This window comes from Streptomyces sp. NPDC054765 (assembly GCF_053612065.1).
On the sequence record NZ_JBSHBP010000013.1, the window covers coordinates 80623 to 94775 of the forward strand.

13 protein-coding genes and 2 pseudogenes are annotated in these 14153 nt (G+C 73.9%); 9 read left to right on the forward strand and 6 right to left on the reverse strand.

Annotated elements, in window-relative coordinates; translation table 11 throughout:
* The first annotated feature begins 9 nt into the window (after window positions 1-9).
* Window positions 10-1131, forward strand: a complete 1122-nt coding sequence (locus ACWGJY_RS11620; protein ID WP_453260589.1) for an ABC transporter permease — start codon at window positions 10-12, stop codon at window positions 1129-1131.
* On the forward strand, window positions 1128-1811 hold the full coding sequence (locus ACWGJY_RS11625; RefSeq protein ID WP_453260590.1) for an ABC transporter ATP-binding protein: 684 nt from the start codon (window positions 1128-1130) through the stop codon (window positions 1809-1811). Before ACWGJY_RS11620 ends, ACWGJY_RS11625 begins: the two co-directional genes overlap by 4 nt.
* Before the next feature lie 33 nt (window positions 1812-1844).
* Here the strand turns inward: ACWGJY_RS11625 and ACWGJY_RS11630 are convergent, their stop codons facing one another.
* The gene (locus tag ACWGJY_RS11630; RefSeq protein ID WP_453260591.1) at window positions 1845-2342 is read right to left on the reverse strand and encodes an indole-3-glycerol phosphate synthase; all 498 of its coding nucleotides are present in this window, start codon (window positions 2340-2342) and stop codon (window positions 1845-1847) included.
* Between the two features lie 139 nt (window positions 2343-2481).
* Window positions 2482-3306, reverse strand: coding sequence for a dihydrofolate reductase family protein (locus ACWGJY_RS11635; protein ID WP_453260592.1), 825 nt, complete (start codon window positions 3304-3306; stop codon window positions 2482-2484).
* 67 nt (window positions 3307-3373) lie between these two features.
* On the opposite strand from ACWGJY_RS11635, the gene zapE reads away from it, so the two are divergent.
* Both zapE and ACWGJY_RS11645 read left to right on the forward strand, forming a co-directional pair.
* Window positions 3374-4498, forward strand: coding sequence for a cell division protein ZapE (gene zapE, locus ACWGJY_RS11640; RefSeq protein WP_453260593.1), 1125 nt, complete (start codon window positions 3374-3376; stop codon window positions 4496-4498).
* Between the two features lie 101 nt (window positions 4499-4599).
* Entirely contained in the window at window positions 4600-4731 is a 132-nt protein-coding gene (locus tag ACWGJY_RS11645) for a hypothetical protein (RefSeq protein ID WP_453260635.1), read from the forward strand.
* Here ACWGJY_RS11645 and ACWGJY_RS11650 read toward each other — a convergent pair.
* Window positions 4712-5380, reverse strand: a complete 669-nt coding sequence (locus tag ACWGJY_RS11650; RefSeq protein ID WP_453260594.1) for an ABC transporter — start codon at window positions 5378-5380, stop codon at window positions 4712-4714. The two genes, ACWGJY_RS11645 and ACWGJY_RS11650, sit on opposite strands and share 20 nt — an antisense overlap.
* On the reverse strand, window positions 5377-6411 hold the full coding sequence (locus ACWGJY_RS11655) for an ABC transporter ATP-binding protein (RefSeq protein ID WP_453260595.1): 1035 nt from the start codon (window positions 6409-6411) through the stop codon (window positions 5377-5379). Before ACWGJY_RS11655 ends, ACWGJY_RS11650 begins: the two co-directional genes overlap by 4 nt.
* 250 nt (window positions 6412-6661) lie before the next feature.
* Between ACWGJY_RS11655 and ACWGJY_RS11660 the strand changes: the two genes are divergently transcribed.
* Entirely contained in the window at window positions 6662-7405 is a 744-nt protein-coding gene (locus ACWGJY_RS11660) for a peptidyl-tRNA hydrolase (protein WP_453260596.1), read from the forward strand.
* A 102-nt stretch (window positions 7406-7507) separates the two neighbouring features.
* On the opposite strand, the gene ACWGJY_RS11665 is transcribed toward ACWGJY_RS11660, so the two are convergent.
* On the reverse strand, window positions 7508-7873 hold the full coding sequence (locus tag ACWGJY_RS11665; protein ID WP_453260597.1) for a darcynin family protein: 366 nt from the start codon (window positions 7871-7873) through the stop codon (window positions 7508-7510).
* A 75-nt stretch (window positions 7874-7948) separates the two neighbouring features.
* Entirely contained in the window at window positions 7949-8842 is an 894-nt protein-coding gene (locus tag ACWGJY_RS11670; RefSeq protein ID WP_453260598.1) for an NAD(P)H-binding protein, read from the reverse strand.
* Between the two features lie 113 nt (window positions 8843-8955).
* On the opposite strand from ACWGJY_RS11670, the gene ACWGJY_RS11675 reads away from it, so the two are divergent.
* The 4 genes and pseudogenes from ACWGJY_RS11675 to ACWGJY_RS11690 all read left to right on the forward strand — a co-directional run bounded on the left by ACWGJY_RS11675 (window position 8956) and on the right by ACWGJY_RS11690 (window position 14117).
* Window positions 8956-9903 carry a LysR family transcriptional regulator gene (locus tag ACWGJY_RS11675; RefSeq protein ID WP_453260599.1) on the forward strand — a complete coding sequence of 316 codons (948 nt, stop codon included), beginning with the start codon at window positions 8956-8958 and terminating at the stop codon, window positions 9901-9903.
* 245 nt (window positions 9904-10148) lie between these two features.
* A pseudogene (locus ACWGJY_RS11680) lies at window positions 10149-11658 on the forward strand (DUF692 domain-containing protein).
* A 57-nt stretch (window positions 11659-11715) separates the two neighbouring features.
* A pseudogene (locus tag ACWGJY_RS11685) lies at window positions 11716-12344 on the forward strand (TIGR04222 domain-containing membrane protein); the annotation flags it as partial.
* An 84-nt stretch (window positions 12345-12428) separates the two neighbouring features.
* Window positions 12429-14117, forward strand: a complete 1689-nt coding sequence (locus ACWGJY_RS11690) for an alpha/beta hydrolase (RefSeq protein ID WP_453260600.1) — start codon at window positions 12429-12431, stop codon at window positions 14115-14117.
* Window positions 14118-14153 lie beyond the last annotated feature (36 nt).

Consider the following 14153-nt stretch of genomic DNA (forward strand, 5'->3'; position numbering starts at 1 on the left):
GCTCCGTCTGTGTTCGTCGCCTGGAGGGACCTGAGATATGCCAAGGGGCGGTTCGCCCTGATGGGCACCGTCATCGTGCTGATCACGATGCTGGTGGGTCTGCTGTCGGGCCTGACGGCGGGCCTGGGCCGGGAGAACACCTCGGCGATCACCGGGCTGCCCGCCGACCACCTGGTGTTCTCGGCGCCCGCCGACGGCAGGGAGGTCGCCTTCACCGATTCGCGGCTGACGGAGCGGACCGTACGGGCCTGGGCGCGGGTGCCGGGCGTACGGCGCGCCGATCCGGTGGGGATCACGACGACGAAGGCCGGGGCGGGCGGCCGGACCGCTGCGGTGTCGGCGTTCGGGGTGCGGCCGGGGGCCGCGCCGGCGCCGGGGCGGGTCGGTGACGGTGCGGTGGTGCTGTCCGAGAAGGCCGCGGCCTCGCTCGGGGTACGGGCCGGGGACGCGCTGACGCTGGGCGGCCGGACGTTCCGGGTCGCGGCGGTGTCGGGCACGGCGATGTACAGCCATACGCCGGTGGTCTGGACGTCGTTGGAGGACTGGCAAGGGCTGACGAGTGCCTCCGGTCCGGCTGCCGGCCGGAGCCCCGCCCCCGGGGAGAGCCGCGCATCCGGCGACTTTGCGGGAGCGACCGTGCTCGCCCTCTCCACCTCCGGGACGGCCGGTCTGGCGGCCGCCGACAAGGCGCTCGGCACGAGGACCGTCGCCACCGGCGACGCCTTGCAGGCCATCGGCTCGTTCGCCGCCGAGAACGGTTCGCTGCAGCTGATGCGCGGCTTTCTGTTCGCCATCTCCGCGCTGGTCATCGGCGCGTTCTTCACGGTGTGGACGATCCAGCGCGGTGGCGATGTCGCCGTGCTGAAGGCGCTGGGCGCCTCGACCCGCTATCTGCTGCGGGACGCGCTCGGCCAGGCCGTCGTCCTGCTGGTGGCCGGGACCGGCCTGGGCACCGCCGTGGCGGCCGTGGTGGGCGCCGGGATCGGCGGCACGGTGCCGTTTGTGCTGGCCCCGTCCACCGTGCTGGTCCCCGCCCTGATCATGATCGCGCTGGGTGCCGCCGGCGCCGCACTCGCCATCCGCCGCATCACGTCCGTCGACCCGCTGACCGCCCTGGGAAGTGCCCGATGAGCCTCGAACTGACCGATGTCACCCTCACCTACCCCGACGGCGATGCCCGGCTGACCGCGCTGGACGAGGTCTCGCTGACCGTGCCCGCCGGATGCCTGACCGCGGTGATCGGCCCGTCCGGGTCCGGTAAGTCCAGCTTGCTCGCGGTCGCCGCCACGCTGATCGGCCCCGACCGCGGACGGGTGGTGATCGACGGCACCGACACCACGGGGCTCGGCCGCGCCGAGCTGACGGCGCTGCGCCGCACCACGATCGGCACGGTCTTCCAGCAGCCGAATCTGCTGCCGTCGCTGACCGCCGCCGAGCAGTTGCAGGTGATGGCCCATCTGGACGGCCGCTCGCCCCGTACGGCGCGGGTCCGCGCACGGGAGCTGCTGGCGGCGGTCGGCCTGGAGGGTCAGGCGGCCAGGCGGCCGCATCAGCTGTCGGGCGGTCAGCGGCAGCGGATCAATATCGCGCGGGCGCTGATGAACGAGCCCGCGGTGCTGCTGGTGGACGAGCCGACCAGCGCCCTGGACCACGAGCGGGGCGCCGCGGTGCTCGATCTGCTGCGCACCCTCACCCGGCAGCGCGCCACCGCGACGGTGCTGGTCACCCATGACACCGCGCATCTGGCCACGGCGGACCGGGTCGCCGAGGTGCGGGACGGCCGGCTCCGCCCCGGGCCCGTCCGTCCGTGACCCGGACGGACGGGCCCGGCAGCGGTGGGCCGGTCAGCCCCCGGCGGTCCCTTGGGGCTGGTCGTCCGCCGCGTGCGAGAAGAGCTTGAGGACCGGGACACCGACCTTGTGGCGGGCGCGGGAGGCCCAGTCGCGGTGGAAGAACTCCTCCACGAAGTGCGGGGTGGTCAGCACGATCACCTCGTCCGCGCCGGTCTGGTCCACGACGGACCGCAGCAGGTCCAGCGGATGGTCCTCGACCACCTGCCCGACGGCCTGTGCGCCGGTGTCGCGCAGCGCCTGCAGGGTGTGGGCCAGGGCCAGCTCGGCGGGGGCCTCGGCACGGGCGCCGCCCGGCTCCTCGCCCTCCCGTACGGCGTCGTCGAACTCACCGAGAGCGACGTCGTCGATGGCCCGTAGCAGAACATCCTGCTTGCCGCGAGGCTGCATGAGCACGACGAACGAGATCCGGTCATCGCCGTGCAGGGTGGTCACAAACTCCACGTCGGCGGGCGTCAGTGGCTTCTCGATCATCAATACGCTCGTGAACACGATGGACGCCCTTCTTCTCTTCGGGGCGCCGCATGGCACGGAGCCCGACAGACACCATCCTGCCCCGTCGCCGTGCGGGACCTGTTGGCTTTCAGTGTGCCCAACGGAAGCTAAGCGGAACAGATAATTCCGCCGATTGTCAGGACCGACGGTAGCGAGTGAAGAGGAACCCGGCCTCCTCCAGTACCGACGCCAGGGCGAACCGCTCCGGCACCGGCACGGCGGGGCCGTTCATGATCCTCGGTGCCTCGCCCACGGCGACCACCGGAGCCAGCGACAGACACAGCTCGTCCAGCGCTCCGGCCGCCGCGAACTGCCCCAGCAGCATCGGCCCGCCCTCCGTCAGCAGCCGGGTATGGCCCCGCCCGGCCAGCACCGCGGCCACCCGGGCCGGATCGACGCCCTGCCCCTCGCCGGCGAACAGCACCTCGGCGCCCGCGGCGCGGGCCTCGGCCACCCGGTCGGCCGGCGCGCCCGCGCCGGTCAGCACGAGGGTGGGCACCAGCGGCTCGGTGAACAACGGCAGGGTGAAGTCCAGCCCGAGGCCGGCGGTCACCACGGCGATGGCGGGGGCCGGTCCCTGGCCGGCGGCGGCCCGGCGGGCGGCGAACGCCTCCCGGGCACGGGCCGGCCGGTAGCCCTCCTGCCGCACCGTCTCCGCGCCCACCACCACCGCGTCCGCGAGCCCCCGCAGCACCCCGAAGATCCGCATGTCGGCCTCGCTGGAGAGCGGCTGTGAGCGGCCCTCGTGGTGGGCGGCACCGTCCACGGACGACACCATGTTCGCCCGCAGCCAGCCGGTGCGCCCCGAGCGCACCGGGTCGTCCGCCGCCGGGTACGCGTAGGCGTCGGCCAGCTCGTGCAGCGTCCATGCGCGGTCCGCGGGGCCGATCGCGCCCACCTCGGTGTTGTCGGCGTCAGGGGCCGGTGCGGAGGGGGCGGGGAGAGGGAACAGGCGTCGCATGGCGGCAGTGTGACATGCCTCGCTCAGCGGACCGGCAGCCACCGCACAGGAGATAGGCTGGACGGCTGTGTCGCCTTCCCAGCCCTCTTCCCCGCAGCCCGACCCGATAGCCGGACCGCCGGCCGACGGGGACGAGGCGGCGCCCGCCGCGCTCACCGCCCGCGCCCCGCACGTCCCGGCCGACCGCCTGGTCGCCGAGATGGTGCCGCCGCCGCGCTTCCAGGGCGCCCGCTTCGACACCTATATCCCGGACGCCGGACAGCCCAGCCAGGCCGCGGCCGTCCAGGTCCTGAGCGACTTCGCGGACAGCATCGACGGCGGGGCCGGCCCGAGCACCGCAAAGCGCCGCTGGTTCGCCAGGAAGCCGGCCGCTCCCAAGGGCCCGCGCGGCGTCTATCTGGACGGCGGCTACGGCGTCGGCAAGACGCATCTGCTCGCCTCCCTGTGGCACGCCACCCCCGCCCCGGCCGAACGCAAGGCCTTCGGCACCTTCGTCGAGCTGACGAACCTCGTCGGTGCGCTCGGCTTCCAGCAGACCGTACGCACCCTCGGCGAGCACAAGCTGCTGTGCATCGACGAGTTCGAGCTGGACGACCCCGGCGACACGGTGCTGGTCTCCACCCTGCTCGGCAAGCTGGTGGACGCCGGTGTGGCGCTGGCCGCCACCTCCAACACGCTGCCCGGCAAGCTCGGCGAGGGCCGGTTCGCCGCCGCCGACTTCCTGCGGGAGATCCAGGGCCTGGGCGCCCATTTCCGTCCGCTGCGGATCGACGGTGAGGACTACCGCCACCGCGGCCTGCCCGAGGCGCCCGCCCCGTACGACGACGAGACCGTCACCCGCACGGCATACCGCACGCCCGGTGCCTCGCTCGACGACTTCCCCTCCCTGCTGGACCATCTGTCCAAGGTGCACCCCAGCCGCTACGGCGCGATGTGCGACGGCATCGAGGCGGTCTGCCTCACGGACGTCCAGGCGGTGCCCGACCAGTCCACGGCGCTGCGCCTGGTCGTCCTCGCCGACCGGCTCTACGACCGTGAGGTGCCGGTACTGACCTCCGGCAAGGCCTTCGACGAGCTGTTCAGCGAGGAGATGCTGCGCGGCGGCTACCGCAAGAAGTACTTCCGGGCGATCTCCCGGCTGACGGCGCTGGCGCGCGACGCGGGCCCGCTGGTGGCCGACGGCTCCCGGTAGGGACCCCGGCGACACCCGGACCGCGGCCTGGTTCCCGGCGACCGGGCCGCGTGGTACACACGAGCGGGTTACGTCACCTGTCCGCCAACAGGGAGTTGCCCATGTCCGCGACACGACGTCAGATCCTGGTGAGAACCGGTGTGCTGGGGGCGGGAATCGCCTTCTCCGGAAGCCTCACGGAGCTCTTCACCTCGTCGCCTCGCCCCGGCCGCCTCACCCCCGGCGGGAGCTGAGGGCGCAGGCGACGGCGGTGGTGGCGGCCGCGATGAGGACGGTGGCGGCGAGCGGCAGCCAGGGGGTGTGGACCGTGCCGTGGGCGGAGCCGGTGACCAGGCCCGAGAGGGCGGCGTTGGCGGGCGACACGGACAGCACGAGCAGCAGCAGCGCGGCGGTCATGCCCACCGGGATGCTCCAGCCGGGGCTGCGCAGCACCGGCCGGTTGCTCAGCACGCCGACTGCCGTGCCCGTCAGCAGGCAGGCCAGCGCGGCGAGCAGCCCGGCGACGGTCGCGGGCAGGACCGGGACCGGCACCTGGTGGCCGGTGGAGTGCGGGTCGGACAGCAGCACGACCAGCGCCGTCCCCAGGAGCGTCAGGAGCAGCGCGGCGCAGGCCGCGGTCAGTACGCCGGCGAGATGGGCCCGGCCGGGCCCGGCGGCCGCGGCGGTGCAATTGCGGGCGGCCGGCGGCTCGTTGGTGACACAGACCCGGGTCAGCCATACGGCGGCCGGCAGCACACCGCCGGCGGCATAGCCGAATGCGTCGAGGATCGGGCCGCCGCTCTGGACGCCGATGGCCAGCCAGGCGGCGTAGAGGACGACCGGCGGCAGCCAGCGGTGCGAGCCGACGAGCAGCGCCGCCTGGTAGCGGAGGAGAGCGATCACAGGAGGGGGGCCTCGTCGGGTGCGGGTGCGGGGGCGGGGGCAGGTGCGGGTTCGGAGGTGGGGGCGGGAGCGTCGCCCGGAGCCGTCCCGGCGCGGCGCACCGTCCCGTTGCGCAGGACCGTCCCGTCGCCGGTCGCGGACACTTGATCCGGCCACGCCCCGGCGGCGGTGACCGAGCGGATGTGCCAGGGCGGCCTGGCGGTGAGCAGGGCGCGCAGCACGGCGTCGGAGTGGACGGCCGGGACCGTCAGACGGGTCGTGCCGTCCGGTCCCGGAGCGATCTGCGGACCGCCGGGCAGCCGTGGCGCTCCGGCGGACGCACGCTCGGGGCCGCCGGGCAGCGCCGCTCCCGGCGGGCCCTCGGCCTCGATGACCACTCTCGTGCCCGGCACGGCCGCCGGTTCCGCCGCCGGGCCGCTCTCCGCACCGGCCGACAGCCGTCCGTCCGCGACTCGGTAGCGGGCGTCGGCCGCGCCCGCCAGCCGCTGCGGATCGTGGTCGACGAACACGACGGTGCCGCCGTCCGCGACCCGCTCGGCAACCGCCCGGTCGAGCACCTCCCGCGCGCTGCGGTCCAGGCCGGTCCAGGCCTCGTCCAGGACCAGGAGTCCGGGCTCGGCGAGCAGTGCCTGGGCGACCGCGACCTTCTGGCTCGTGCCCTTGGACAGCTCCGCCAGCCGGGTACGCGCATGCCCGGCCGCCCCGAAGCGTTCGAGCCACTCGGTGGCGCGGCGGGCCGCCTCGGGGCCGCGCAGACCGTGGATGCGGCCGAGGTGGGTGAGGTAGCCGAGGGCGGTGAAGGGCAGCTCGGCCGGGAACCGTTCGGGCACATAGGCGCTGCGCGGGCGGCCGGTGATACGTCCGGTACTGGGCCGGTCGATCCCGGCCAACAGCCGCAGCAGGGTGGACTTCCCGCTGCCGTTGCTCCCCTCGATGCGCAGCAGCGCACCTGCGGGCACATCGAGCTGCACCTCCCGCAGCACCCAGGGACCGCGCACTCCGTAGCGGCGCCCCACCCCGTCCAGCCTCATGTGTTCCGGCACCTCCGCATGTGTTCCGGCACCTCCGCTGCCTCCCGGCGGCCCCCGCCCGCTCCGCCCTCCCCGACGGTAGCCGGACCGGCTGCCCGGCGTCCGCCCGGGGCGCAATCCCCCTGCGGGCAGCAACCCGGCGTCGGGAAGGCGGCGTTGGGCTCCGCGCCCGGCCGGCCGGCGGGCCGCCCGGCGGGAGGGCGGGAGCGGTGGCGGGGGCGCTGTCGGTGGCGGCTGGCAGACTGGGCGGGTGACCAGCAGTGAGACCGCCGGACAGCCCGGCAACGACTCCGCCGTCCCCGTGCGCCACGAAGACACCGGCCGGGACGCGGCACCGCAGTTCGTGCTGCCGCTCGTCGCGCGGATCGAGCGGGCCGAGCCACCGGCGCGTACGGACGCGCTGGAGACGGCGGCGCGCGCGGTGCTGGTGCTGCTGTCAGACGAGCGGTCGGCCGGGGACGGCGAGTGGGCCGCGGCGGTGCGGGACTGGCAGGACGCCCGGATCCGGAAGGTGGTGCGCCGGGCGCGCGGCGCGGAGTGGCGGCGGGCCGGGGCGCTGCCGGGCATCACGGTCACCGGCCACCGCGCCGAGGTACGGGTCTTCCCGCCGGTGCCGCTGGACGGCTGGCCGAAGGATCTGGTGCGTCTGCAGGTATCCGGCACGGAGCTGGACGACCCCGAACCCCCCGGTGCGCCGGTCGCGGACGCACCGGTGCTCTGGCTCAGCCCCGAGCTGGAGATGACCGCGGGCAAGGCGATGGCACAGGCCGGACACGGCGCGCAGCTGGCCTGGTGGGAGCTGTCCGAGCAGGAGCGGGCGGCCTGGCGCGCGGCCGGGTTCCCACTGTCCGTACGGACCGCCCCGAGCGCGGAGTGGGAGAGGCTGACCCGCAGCGGCCTGCCGGTGGTCCACGATGCCGGATTCACGGAGATCGCCCCCGGGAAGACCGTTGCAGTCGACGGAGTGGACCACGTCAGATCCCTCCCGCGCTGACGACATCCACAGGCGGGCCGCTCCCGCGCCGAACGCGCCCCGCGCCGATGTCCTCCGGCCCAAGGGGACGGAGGACACCGGCAGCGCGGGTCGGGCGGTGTATCAGGTGGTGAGGGTGGCGACGGGGTCGAAGCCGTAGGTACGGGCATAGCCGTTCTCGGTGCCGACGAGGAGGTCGACGACCTCGAAGTAGCGGTCCCAGAACGGGGTTTCGCGCAGCGCGTCGATGAGGAGCTGATAGGCGCCGTGGTCGTCGGCTTCCCAGACCCAGACGTCGGTGACGCGGGTGGAGTAGAACTCCGTGTCGTAGAAGCGTGACCGGACGCCGGTCGTCTTGGCCTTGATCGCGGGGACGACCTGGGTGGCGAAGGCCGTCATCCGCTCCTGGGGGGTCATGGCGAGCCATTCGGGCCTGGTCTTGATGAGCATGAACGCGGTGACCGGCGGTGCGGTTTCCTCAACGGGCATGGCGGGACCCTCCGGAGTGGCAGTGGGTTGTGGTGTGCTGGGCATCGTGTGTTCCGGTGCGGGGGTGGCGCGTCCTCAGGAGAGGACGGCGGGCTTGAGGGTCTGGGCGCACCACTGTTCGAAGGTGGTGCGGGAGGCGGTGTCCGGGGTGCGGGCGACCCCCGCGTCAAGGCCCTCGTCCTTGGCCCGCTTCATGTCGACGATGCCCTGGACGAACGCCTCGTTGAGGCCGTAGCCGACGAGGGTGGTGTACAGCTCGTCGAGCGGCCGGCGTTCGTAGCGGACGGGGCGGCCGAGCTGCTCGGTCATGATGCGGGCGAGGTCGTTGGGGGACAGGTCCTGCGGCCCGAGGACCGGGACGTTGTCGCTGCCGGTCCACGAGCGCTCCAGCAGCAGGCCGGCGGCGACGGCCGCAATGTCGGCGACGGAGACGAGGGGGGCCTTGCGGTCGGCGTCGACGGCGTCGGTGAAGACACCCTTCTCACGGATCGAGTCGGCCTCCTCCAGGATGTTCTCGAAGAAGGACGGGTTGGCCAGGGCGCGGTAGGCGACACCGGTGTCGGTGAGGAGGCCGTCCATGGCGAGGGAAGCGGTGACGAGTCCCGCGCGGTCGGCGACCGGGGTGCCGCGGCCGAGCGCGGAGACGCCGACGACGTGGCCGACGCCGTGCGCGGCGAGGGCCTTCGCGGCGGGGCGGGTGAAGCCGCAGAAGGTGTCCTCCGGGGCCAGGGAGGAGTCCGGGGGGACGAGCCAGAACACGGCGTCCGCACCCTCGAAGGCCCGGTCGACGACCTCGGCGTCGCCGTGCGAGCCGGTGATCACCTCGACGTGTTCGCGCACCTCGTCGGGAAGCCGGGCGGGGTCGCGCACGACCACACGCAATTCCTCGTCGTGGGCGGGGGCGGACTCCAGGAGCAGGGGCAGCAGGTGGCGGCCGATGTTCCCGGTGGGAGCAGTGATGACGATCATGAAAACCTCAGGGGTCGTGCCGGATCGGTACGTCCGTCATCCTGCGGAGCACCACAGTGTTGCCACAATGGGAACTTCAGCACTGAATCATTGCCTGAAATGGAATTATGCCGATGAGCAGCAGTTCAGAGCCTGTTATCGACGCCAATCTCGCCGTCGCGCTGGACGCTCTGCTGGCCGAGCAGAGCGTCACCCGCGCCGCCGCCCGCCTGCACACGTCGCCCGCCGCCATGAGCCGCACTCTCGCCCGTCTCCGGCGCATCCTCCAAGACCCCCTGCTGGTCCGGGCCGGCCAGGCCATGGTCCCCACCCCCCGCGCCCAGGCCCTGCGCGAGGAGGCCGCCGCGGTGGTGCACCGCCTCGGGGCACTGCTCGCTCCCGACGCCGGCGTCGACCCCGCCGACCTGCGCAGCACCTTCACCCTCCAAGCGGCCGACCTGGTCGGCGCGGCACTGGCCCCCGGGCTGCTGCGGCTGGCCCGGCAGGAGGCGCCGGGGGTCTCGTTGCGCTTCCGGGCCGAGGAATGGGAAGCCGGACCGGCCCTGCGCGAGGGCCGGATCGACCTGGAGGTCGGATCCATCGACCACGTCGACCCCGAGACCCAGGTCGAGGAACTGGTCACCTTCCGGATGGCGGCGGCCGTCCGGCCCGGCCACCCCCTCACCGAAGGGTCCCTGACCCCGGACCGGCTCGCTGCCGCCGAACATGTTGTGGTGAGCCGCCGCGGCCGGTTCGCCGGCCCCCTGGACGCCGCGCTGGCCGAGCGGAACCTCCACCGGCGGGTCACTGTCGTCCTCCCCGGCCACCTGGCCGCGATGGCCCTCGCTGCCCGCAGCGATGTCGTCTGCCTCATCCCCAGCGCACCCCCCGGCGTCGTCCCTTTCCCCCTCACCGACGCCGCCGCCACCCTCGGCCTGCGCCTCCTCGACATCCCCCTGCCCCTGCCGCCACTGACCATCGGCATGGCATGGCACCCCCGTCACGCAGCCGACCGAGGCCACCAGTGGCTCCGCAGCGCCGTCCGCCGGACTCTTCTCGCACCCGGAAGCCCGGCCACCTGAGAGCGAAGTGCGCGGCGCCGGCCCCGAGGGAGATCACGCCGGGCCCGTGCACGGTCGCCGTCGGCCACCCCGCGCCGCGGAGGGCGCTGCCGCGCAGGCGTTGCGGGCCGGAGCCGGAACTCACCGGGCCGGCTCCGCACCCTCGCGGAGGAAGCTCAAATCAACCTCTGAAATCGTTCGCCGGAGGGTTCGCCGCGTCCTGCCGCGGCCAGGAGTACCCACACCACGGAGTGAGAGGGGGAGCCATGAAGCGCCTGGGTACGGGAATCGGCTGGCGGCCGGAAATCGCCGCGGAGATCGCGGAGCTGCCCGGGGTGGACTGGGTCGAGGTGGTGGCGGAGAACATCTGCCCCGGCCATCTGCCGTACGCCCTGCAGGAGTTGCGCGAGCGCGGCACGACCGTCATCCCGCACGGGGTCTCACTCGGCCTCGGCGGCGCCGACCGTCCGGACGCCGGCCGGCTGTCCGCCCTCGCCGAGCGCGCCGAGCTGCTCGGCGCACCGCTGGTCACCGAGCACATCGCCTTCGTCCGGGCCGGTGGTCCGCGCACCGCGTCCCCCCGTATGGAGGCCGGCCATCTGCTGCCCGTACCGCGCACCCGTGACGCGCTGGACGTGCTGTGCGAGAACGTACGGATCGCCCAGGACGCGCTGCCGGTGCCGCTGGCGCTGGAGAACATCGCCGCCCTCGTCAACTGGCCGGGCGAGGAGCTGACCGAGGGGCAGTTCCTGGCCGAACTCGTCGAGCGGACCGGGGTGCGGCTGCTCATCGATGTCGCCAACCTCCATACGAACCACGTCAACCGAGGTGAGGACCCGGCAGTCACCCTGGACGAACTGCCGGTCGAGGCCCTCGCCTACGTCCATGTCGCGGGCGGTGTGGAGCGGGACGGGGTGTGGCACGACAGCCATGCCCACCCGGTGACCCGGCCCGTGCTGGATGTCCTCGCCGAGCTGTGCGCCCGGACCGTCCCGCCCGGTGTGCTGCTGGAGCGGGACGAGGACTTCCCCGGGGGCGGCGAGCTGGCCGGTGAACTCGAGGCGATCCGCACCGTGCTGAAGGAGGCCCGCCATGTCCGGGCGGCTTGAGCCGGTACCGGAGAGCGCACTGGACGCCCGCACCCGGCCGGACACGGTCCCCGTCGCTGAGCCGATGCACATCGCCGAGGCGGCGCCCGTCCCTGAGGCGACGCCCGTCCCTGAGGTGGCGCCCGACGCTGAGGCAGCGCCCGCCCCTGAGGCGGCGCCCGGCGCTGAGGCGACGCCCGCCCCTGAGGCGGCGCCCGGCGCACCCGCCGGTACGGGCGGCGAGGCGGGCGGTGACCCGGCCACGGGCACCGACGCGGCGCGGCAGCGGCTGGCGCGGGCGCAGACCGCGCTGCTGTCCGCGCTGGTCGCGGGGGCCCCGGCCCCCGAGGGCTTCGACCACGCACGGCTGCGGGTGCAGAGCCGGGCGCTGACCGCCAAGCGGGCCGCGGTCGTCGCCAAGGTCGCGCCCGAGCTGCCCGAGATCCTCGGCTCGGACTACCGGGCCGCATTCCTCGGCTATGCGCGGCACCGGCCCATGGGCGGCGGCTACCGCCAGGACGCCCTGGACTTCGCGGCGCATCTGCTGGACCGGGGACATCCTGAAGACCCGGCCGCTCGGCAGGAGTTGACGCGCTGGTGGCGGGACCGCGCCGGCCCGAAGCCACCGTCCGCACACCCCCTGGCCCGGCTGGTGCGCGCCGCACGGCATGCCCTGGGCCGGAGGTGACCGTGGTACCAGGCGCCGCCCGCACGGTGAGCTGCCGACGGGGGCCACCGCCTTGCACTGACCCTCTACGAGATGGCCCATCTCTCCGGCGGCCCGCACCGGCTCGCCGATCCGGTCCTGGTGCTGATGGCTCAGCAGCGGCGGCTGCTGCTCGCCGACACCGGCTGGGCCACCGTCGTCGACCCGGTCGGCAAGGACGCCGTCGAGCGGGCCACGCCGAGCGCCATCGGGCCCGGAGGGCAGCGCCGCATACCGGCGACACGGCACGCCCTCGCCGATGACGACGCGGTGCGCGAGGTGGGCGACCGGCTGGTGACCGACGGACCGGCGCTGCCCTCCGCGGCCCGTCCGGGCGTCGCCACGGCCGTCCGCCTGGTACGGGGTGCCGCCCTCCTGGTGGTGCTGTCCACCCTCGCCTCCTACCGGACGGCGCCGGCCGGCGCGGACGACGGGATGCTCCTGGCCTGGTACTCGCCCCCCTGATCCGCACCCTCGGCGCCTGGGCCGTGGCCCGCTTCGAGCTCCACCCGTACAGCGACTGGGCCCCCGACGCCGGCGAAGAGCAGCTGCCGCGCACTGCCGACTCCCCCGCCGCCCCTGCCTCCCTCACCTCGTCCGCCCTCCGCGGCCCCATTGCCCTCACCGACCCCACCTTGCGCGCCGCGCTCCACTCTTCCGGGGCATAGGCACCGACACCGGTGCCAGGTGCTTTACAACGACAATCGCCGCCCCAACTATCCCTTTTGTATGCACACACGAAGGGACGGCCAGTGAGAGCACTTGCGTTGTACGGCACCATCGGGTCGCTGTTGGTGACCGCCCTCGCCACTGCCCCGGCAGGCGGCGCCACGGGGGCCGCCGCCGCACCACCCGCGCCCGCCCCGCACCGCATCGAATTCGGCCGCTGCGCAGCGGTGGAGCATCTGCCGTCGTCCGTCGAGTGCGGCCGACTCACCGTTCCCCTCGACTACGGGCGCCCCGACGGCAAGAAGATCAGCCTCACCGTCAGCCGGGCCCGTGCCACCGCGCGCGGCGAACGGCAGGGCGCCATGGTCTTCAACCCGGGCGGCCCCGGCGCGTCCAGCATGGAGTTCCCGCTCTACGGCGGGCTTCCCAAGTGGAGCAGGCTGGCCCGCGCCTATGACTTCGTGGGCTATGCGCCGCGTGGCGTGGGCCGCTCGGCGCCGCTGTCGTGCGAGGACCCCAAGGAGTTCGCCAAGGCGCCCACCGACAGCCGGCCACACCCCGACGCGGCCTTCAAGCGCCGGAAGGTGGCCGAGGCCAGAAAGTACGCCCGCGGCTGCGTCCGCCGGGCCGGTGCGGACCTGCCGTACTACAACTCCGTCAACAACGCCCGTGACCTGGACATGCTGCGGGCCGCGCTCGGCGAGAAGAAGCTGACGTTCATGGGCGCCTCCTACGGGACGTACTTCGCCGCGGTCTATGCGACGCTCTTCCCCGGCCACGTCCGGCGGATGCTCTTCGACAGTGTGGTCAATCCCGCGCCCCGGCAGATCTGGTACCGCAACAACCTCGACCAGGACATCGCCTTCCAGCGCCGCTGGAGCGACTGGCTGCGCTGGACCGCCGGGCACGATGACCGCTACCACCTCGGTACGTCCAAGAGGGCGGTGCAGCGCGCCTACGACACGGCCGCGAAGAAGCTGCGCCGCAATCCGCTCAACGGGAAGATCGGGGCCGGCCAGCTGCAGTCGGCGTTCCTCAAGACCGGCTACAACGACGCCTTCTGGCCGGTGCGCGCCGAGGCGCTCTCGGGGTATCTGCACGGCGACCCCAAGCCGCTGATCGCCCAGGCCCTGCCGCGGTCCGTCGGCGCCAAGGACGAGGAGAACGCCAACGCCGTCTACACCGCCGTGGAGTGCAATGACGCGCGCTGGCCGCACAGCTGGCGCACCTGGGACCGGGACAACACCGAAGTCGCCCGGATCGCCCCCTTCGAGACCTGGGACAACGCCTGGATGAATCTGCCGTGCGCCTTCTGGCCCGACCGGTCGGAGACGGCCGCGGCCGAGCTCGACGCGGCGGCACACCGGGCGGGCGGCCACGCCGGCGGACAGGACCTGGCCGACGCCGCCGGCCGTGCGGCCTCGACCGCGCTCGACGACGCGCTGCACGGGCAGCGGGGTCCGCTCGACATCCACACGGAGCCCGGCGCGCTGCCGCCGGTGCTGCTGCTGGCGGCCGAGCGGGACGCGGCGACGCCGTACCGGGGTGCGCTGGAGCTGCAGCACCGGCTGCCCGGCTCCTCACTGGTCACCGAGAACGGGGCGGGCACACACGGCATCGGGTTCGGTGACAACGCCTGTGTGAACAAGTACGTCGACGCGTATCTGCTGGACGGGAAGATCCCGGCGCACAAGGTGTACTGCCCGCCGCGCGCGGAGCCGGTACCGGGCCAGCAGGCGACCCGGGCGCAGCACGCGCTGCCGGGGAAGTAGCCAGGACCGCAGACGCCACGGGCCGTCCCCTGGGGG

What these genes read in the sequence shown, in the direction of transcription:
- ACWGJY_RS11655 (WP_453260595.1), bottom strand. Translation starts at nt 6,411, where the DNA reads ATGAGGCTGGACGGGGTGGGGCGCCGCTACGGAGTGCGCGGTCCCTGG.
- ACWGJY_RS11675 (WP_453260599.1), top strand. Translation starts at nt 8,956, where the DNA reads ATGAGCAGCAGTTCAGAGCCTGTTATCGACGCCAATCTCGCCGTCGCG.
- ACWGJY_RS11635 (WP_453260592.1), bottom strand. Translation starts at nt 3,306, where the DNA reads ATGCGACGCCTGTTCCCTCTCCCCGCCCCCTCCGCACCGGCCCCTGAC.
- ACWGJY_RS11645 (WP_453260635.1), top strand. Translation starts at nt 4,600, where the DNA reads ATGTCCGCGACACGACGTCAGATCCTGGTGAGAACCGGTGTGCTGGGG.
- ACWGJY_RS11625 (WP_453260590.1), top strand. Translation starts at nt 1,128, where the DNA reads ATGAGCCTCGAACTGACCGATGTCACCCTCACCTACCCCGACGGCGAT.
- ACWGJY_RS11670 (WP_453260598.1), bottom strand. Translation starts at nt 8,842, where the DNA reads ATGATCGTCATCACTGCTCCCACCGGGAACATCGGCCGCCACCTGCTG.
- ACWGJY_RS11665 (WP_453260597.1), bottom strand. Translation starts at nt 7,873, where the DNA reads ATGCCCGTTGAGGAAACCGCACCGCCGGTCACCGCGTTCATGCTCATC.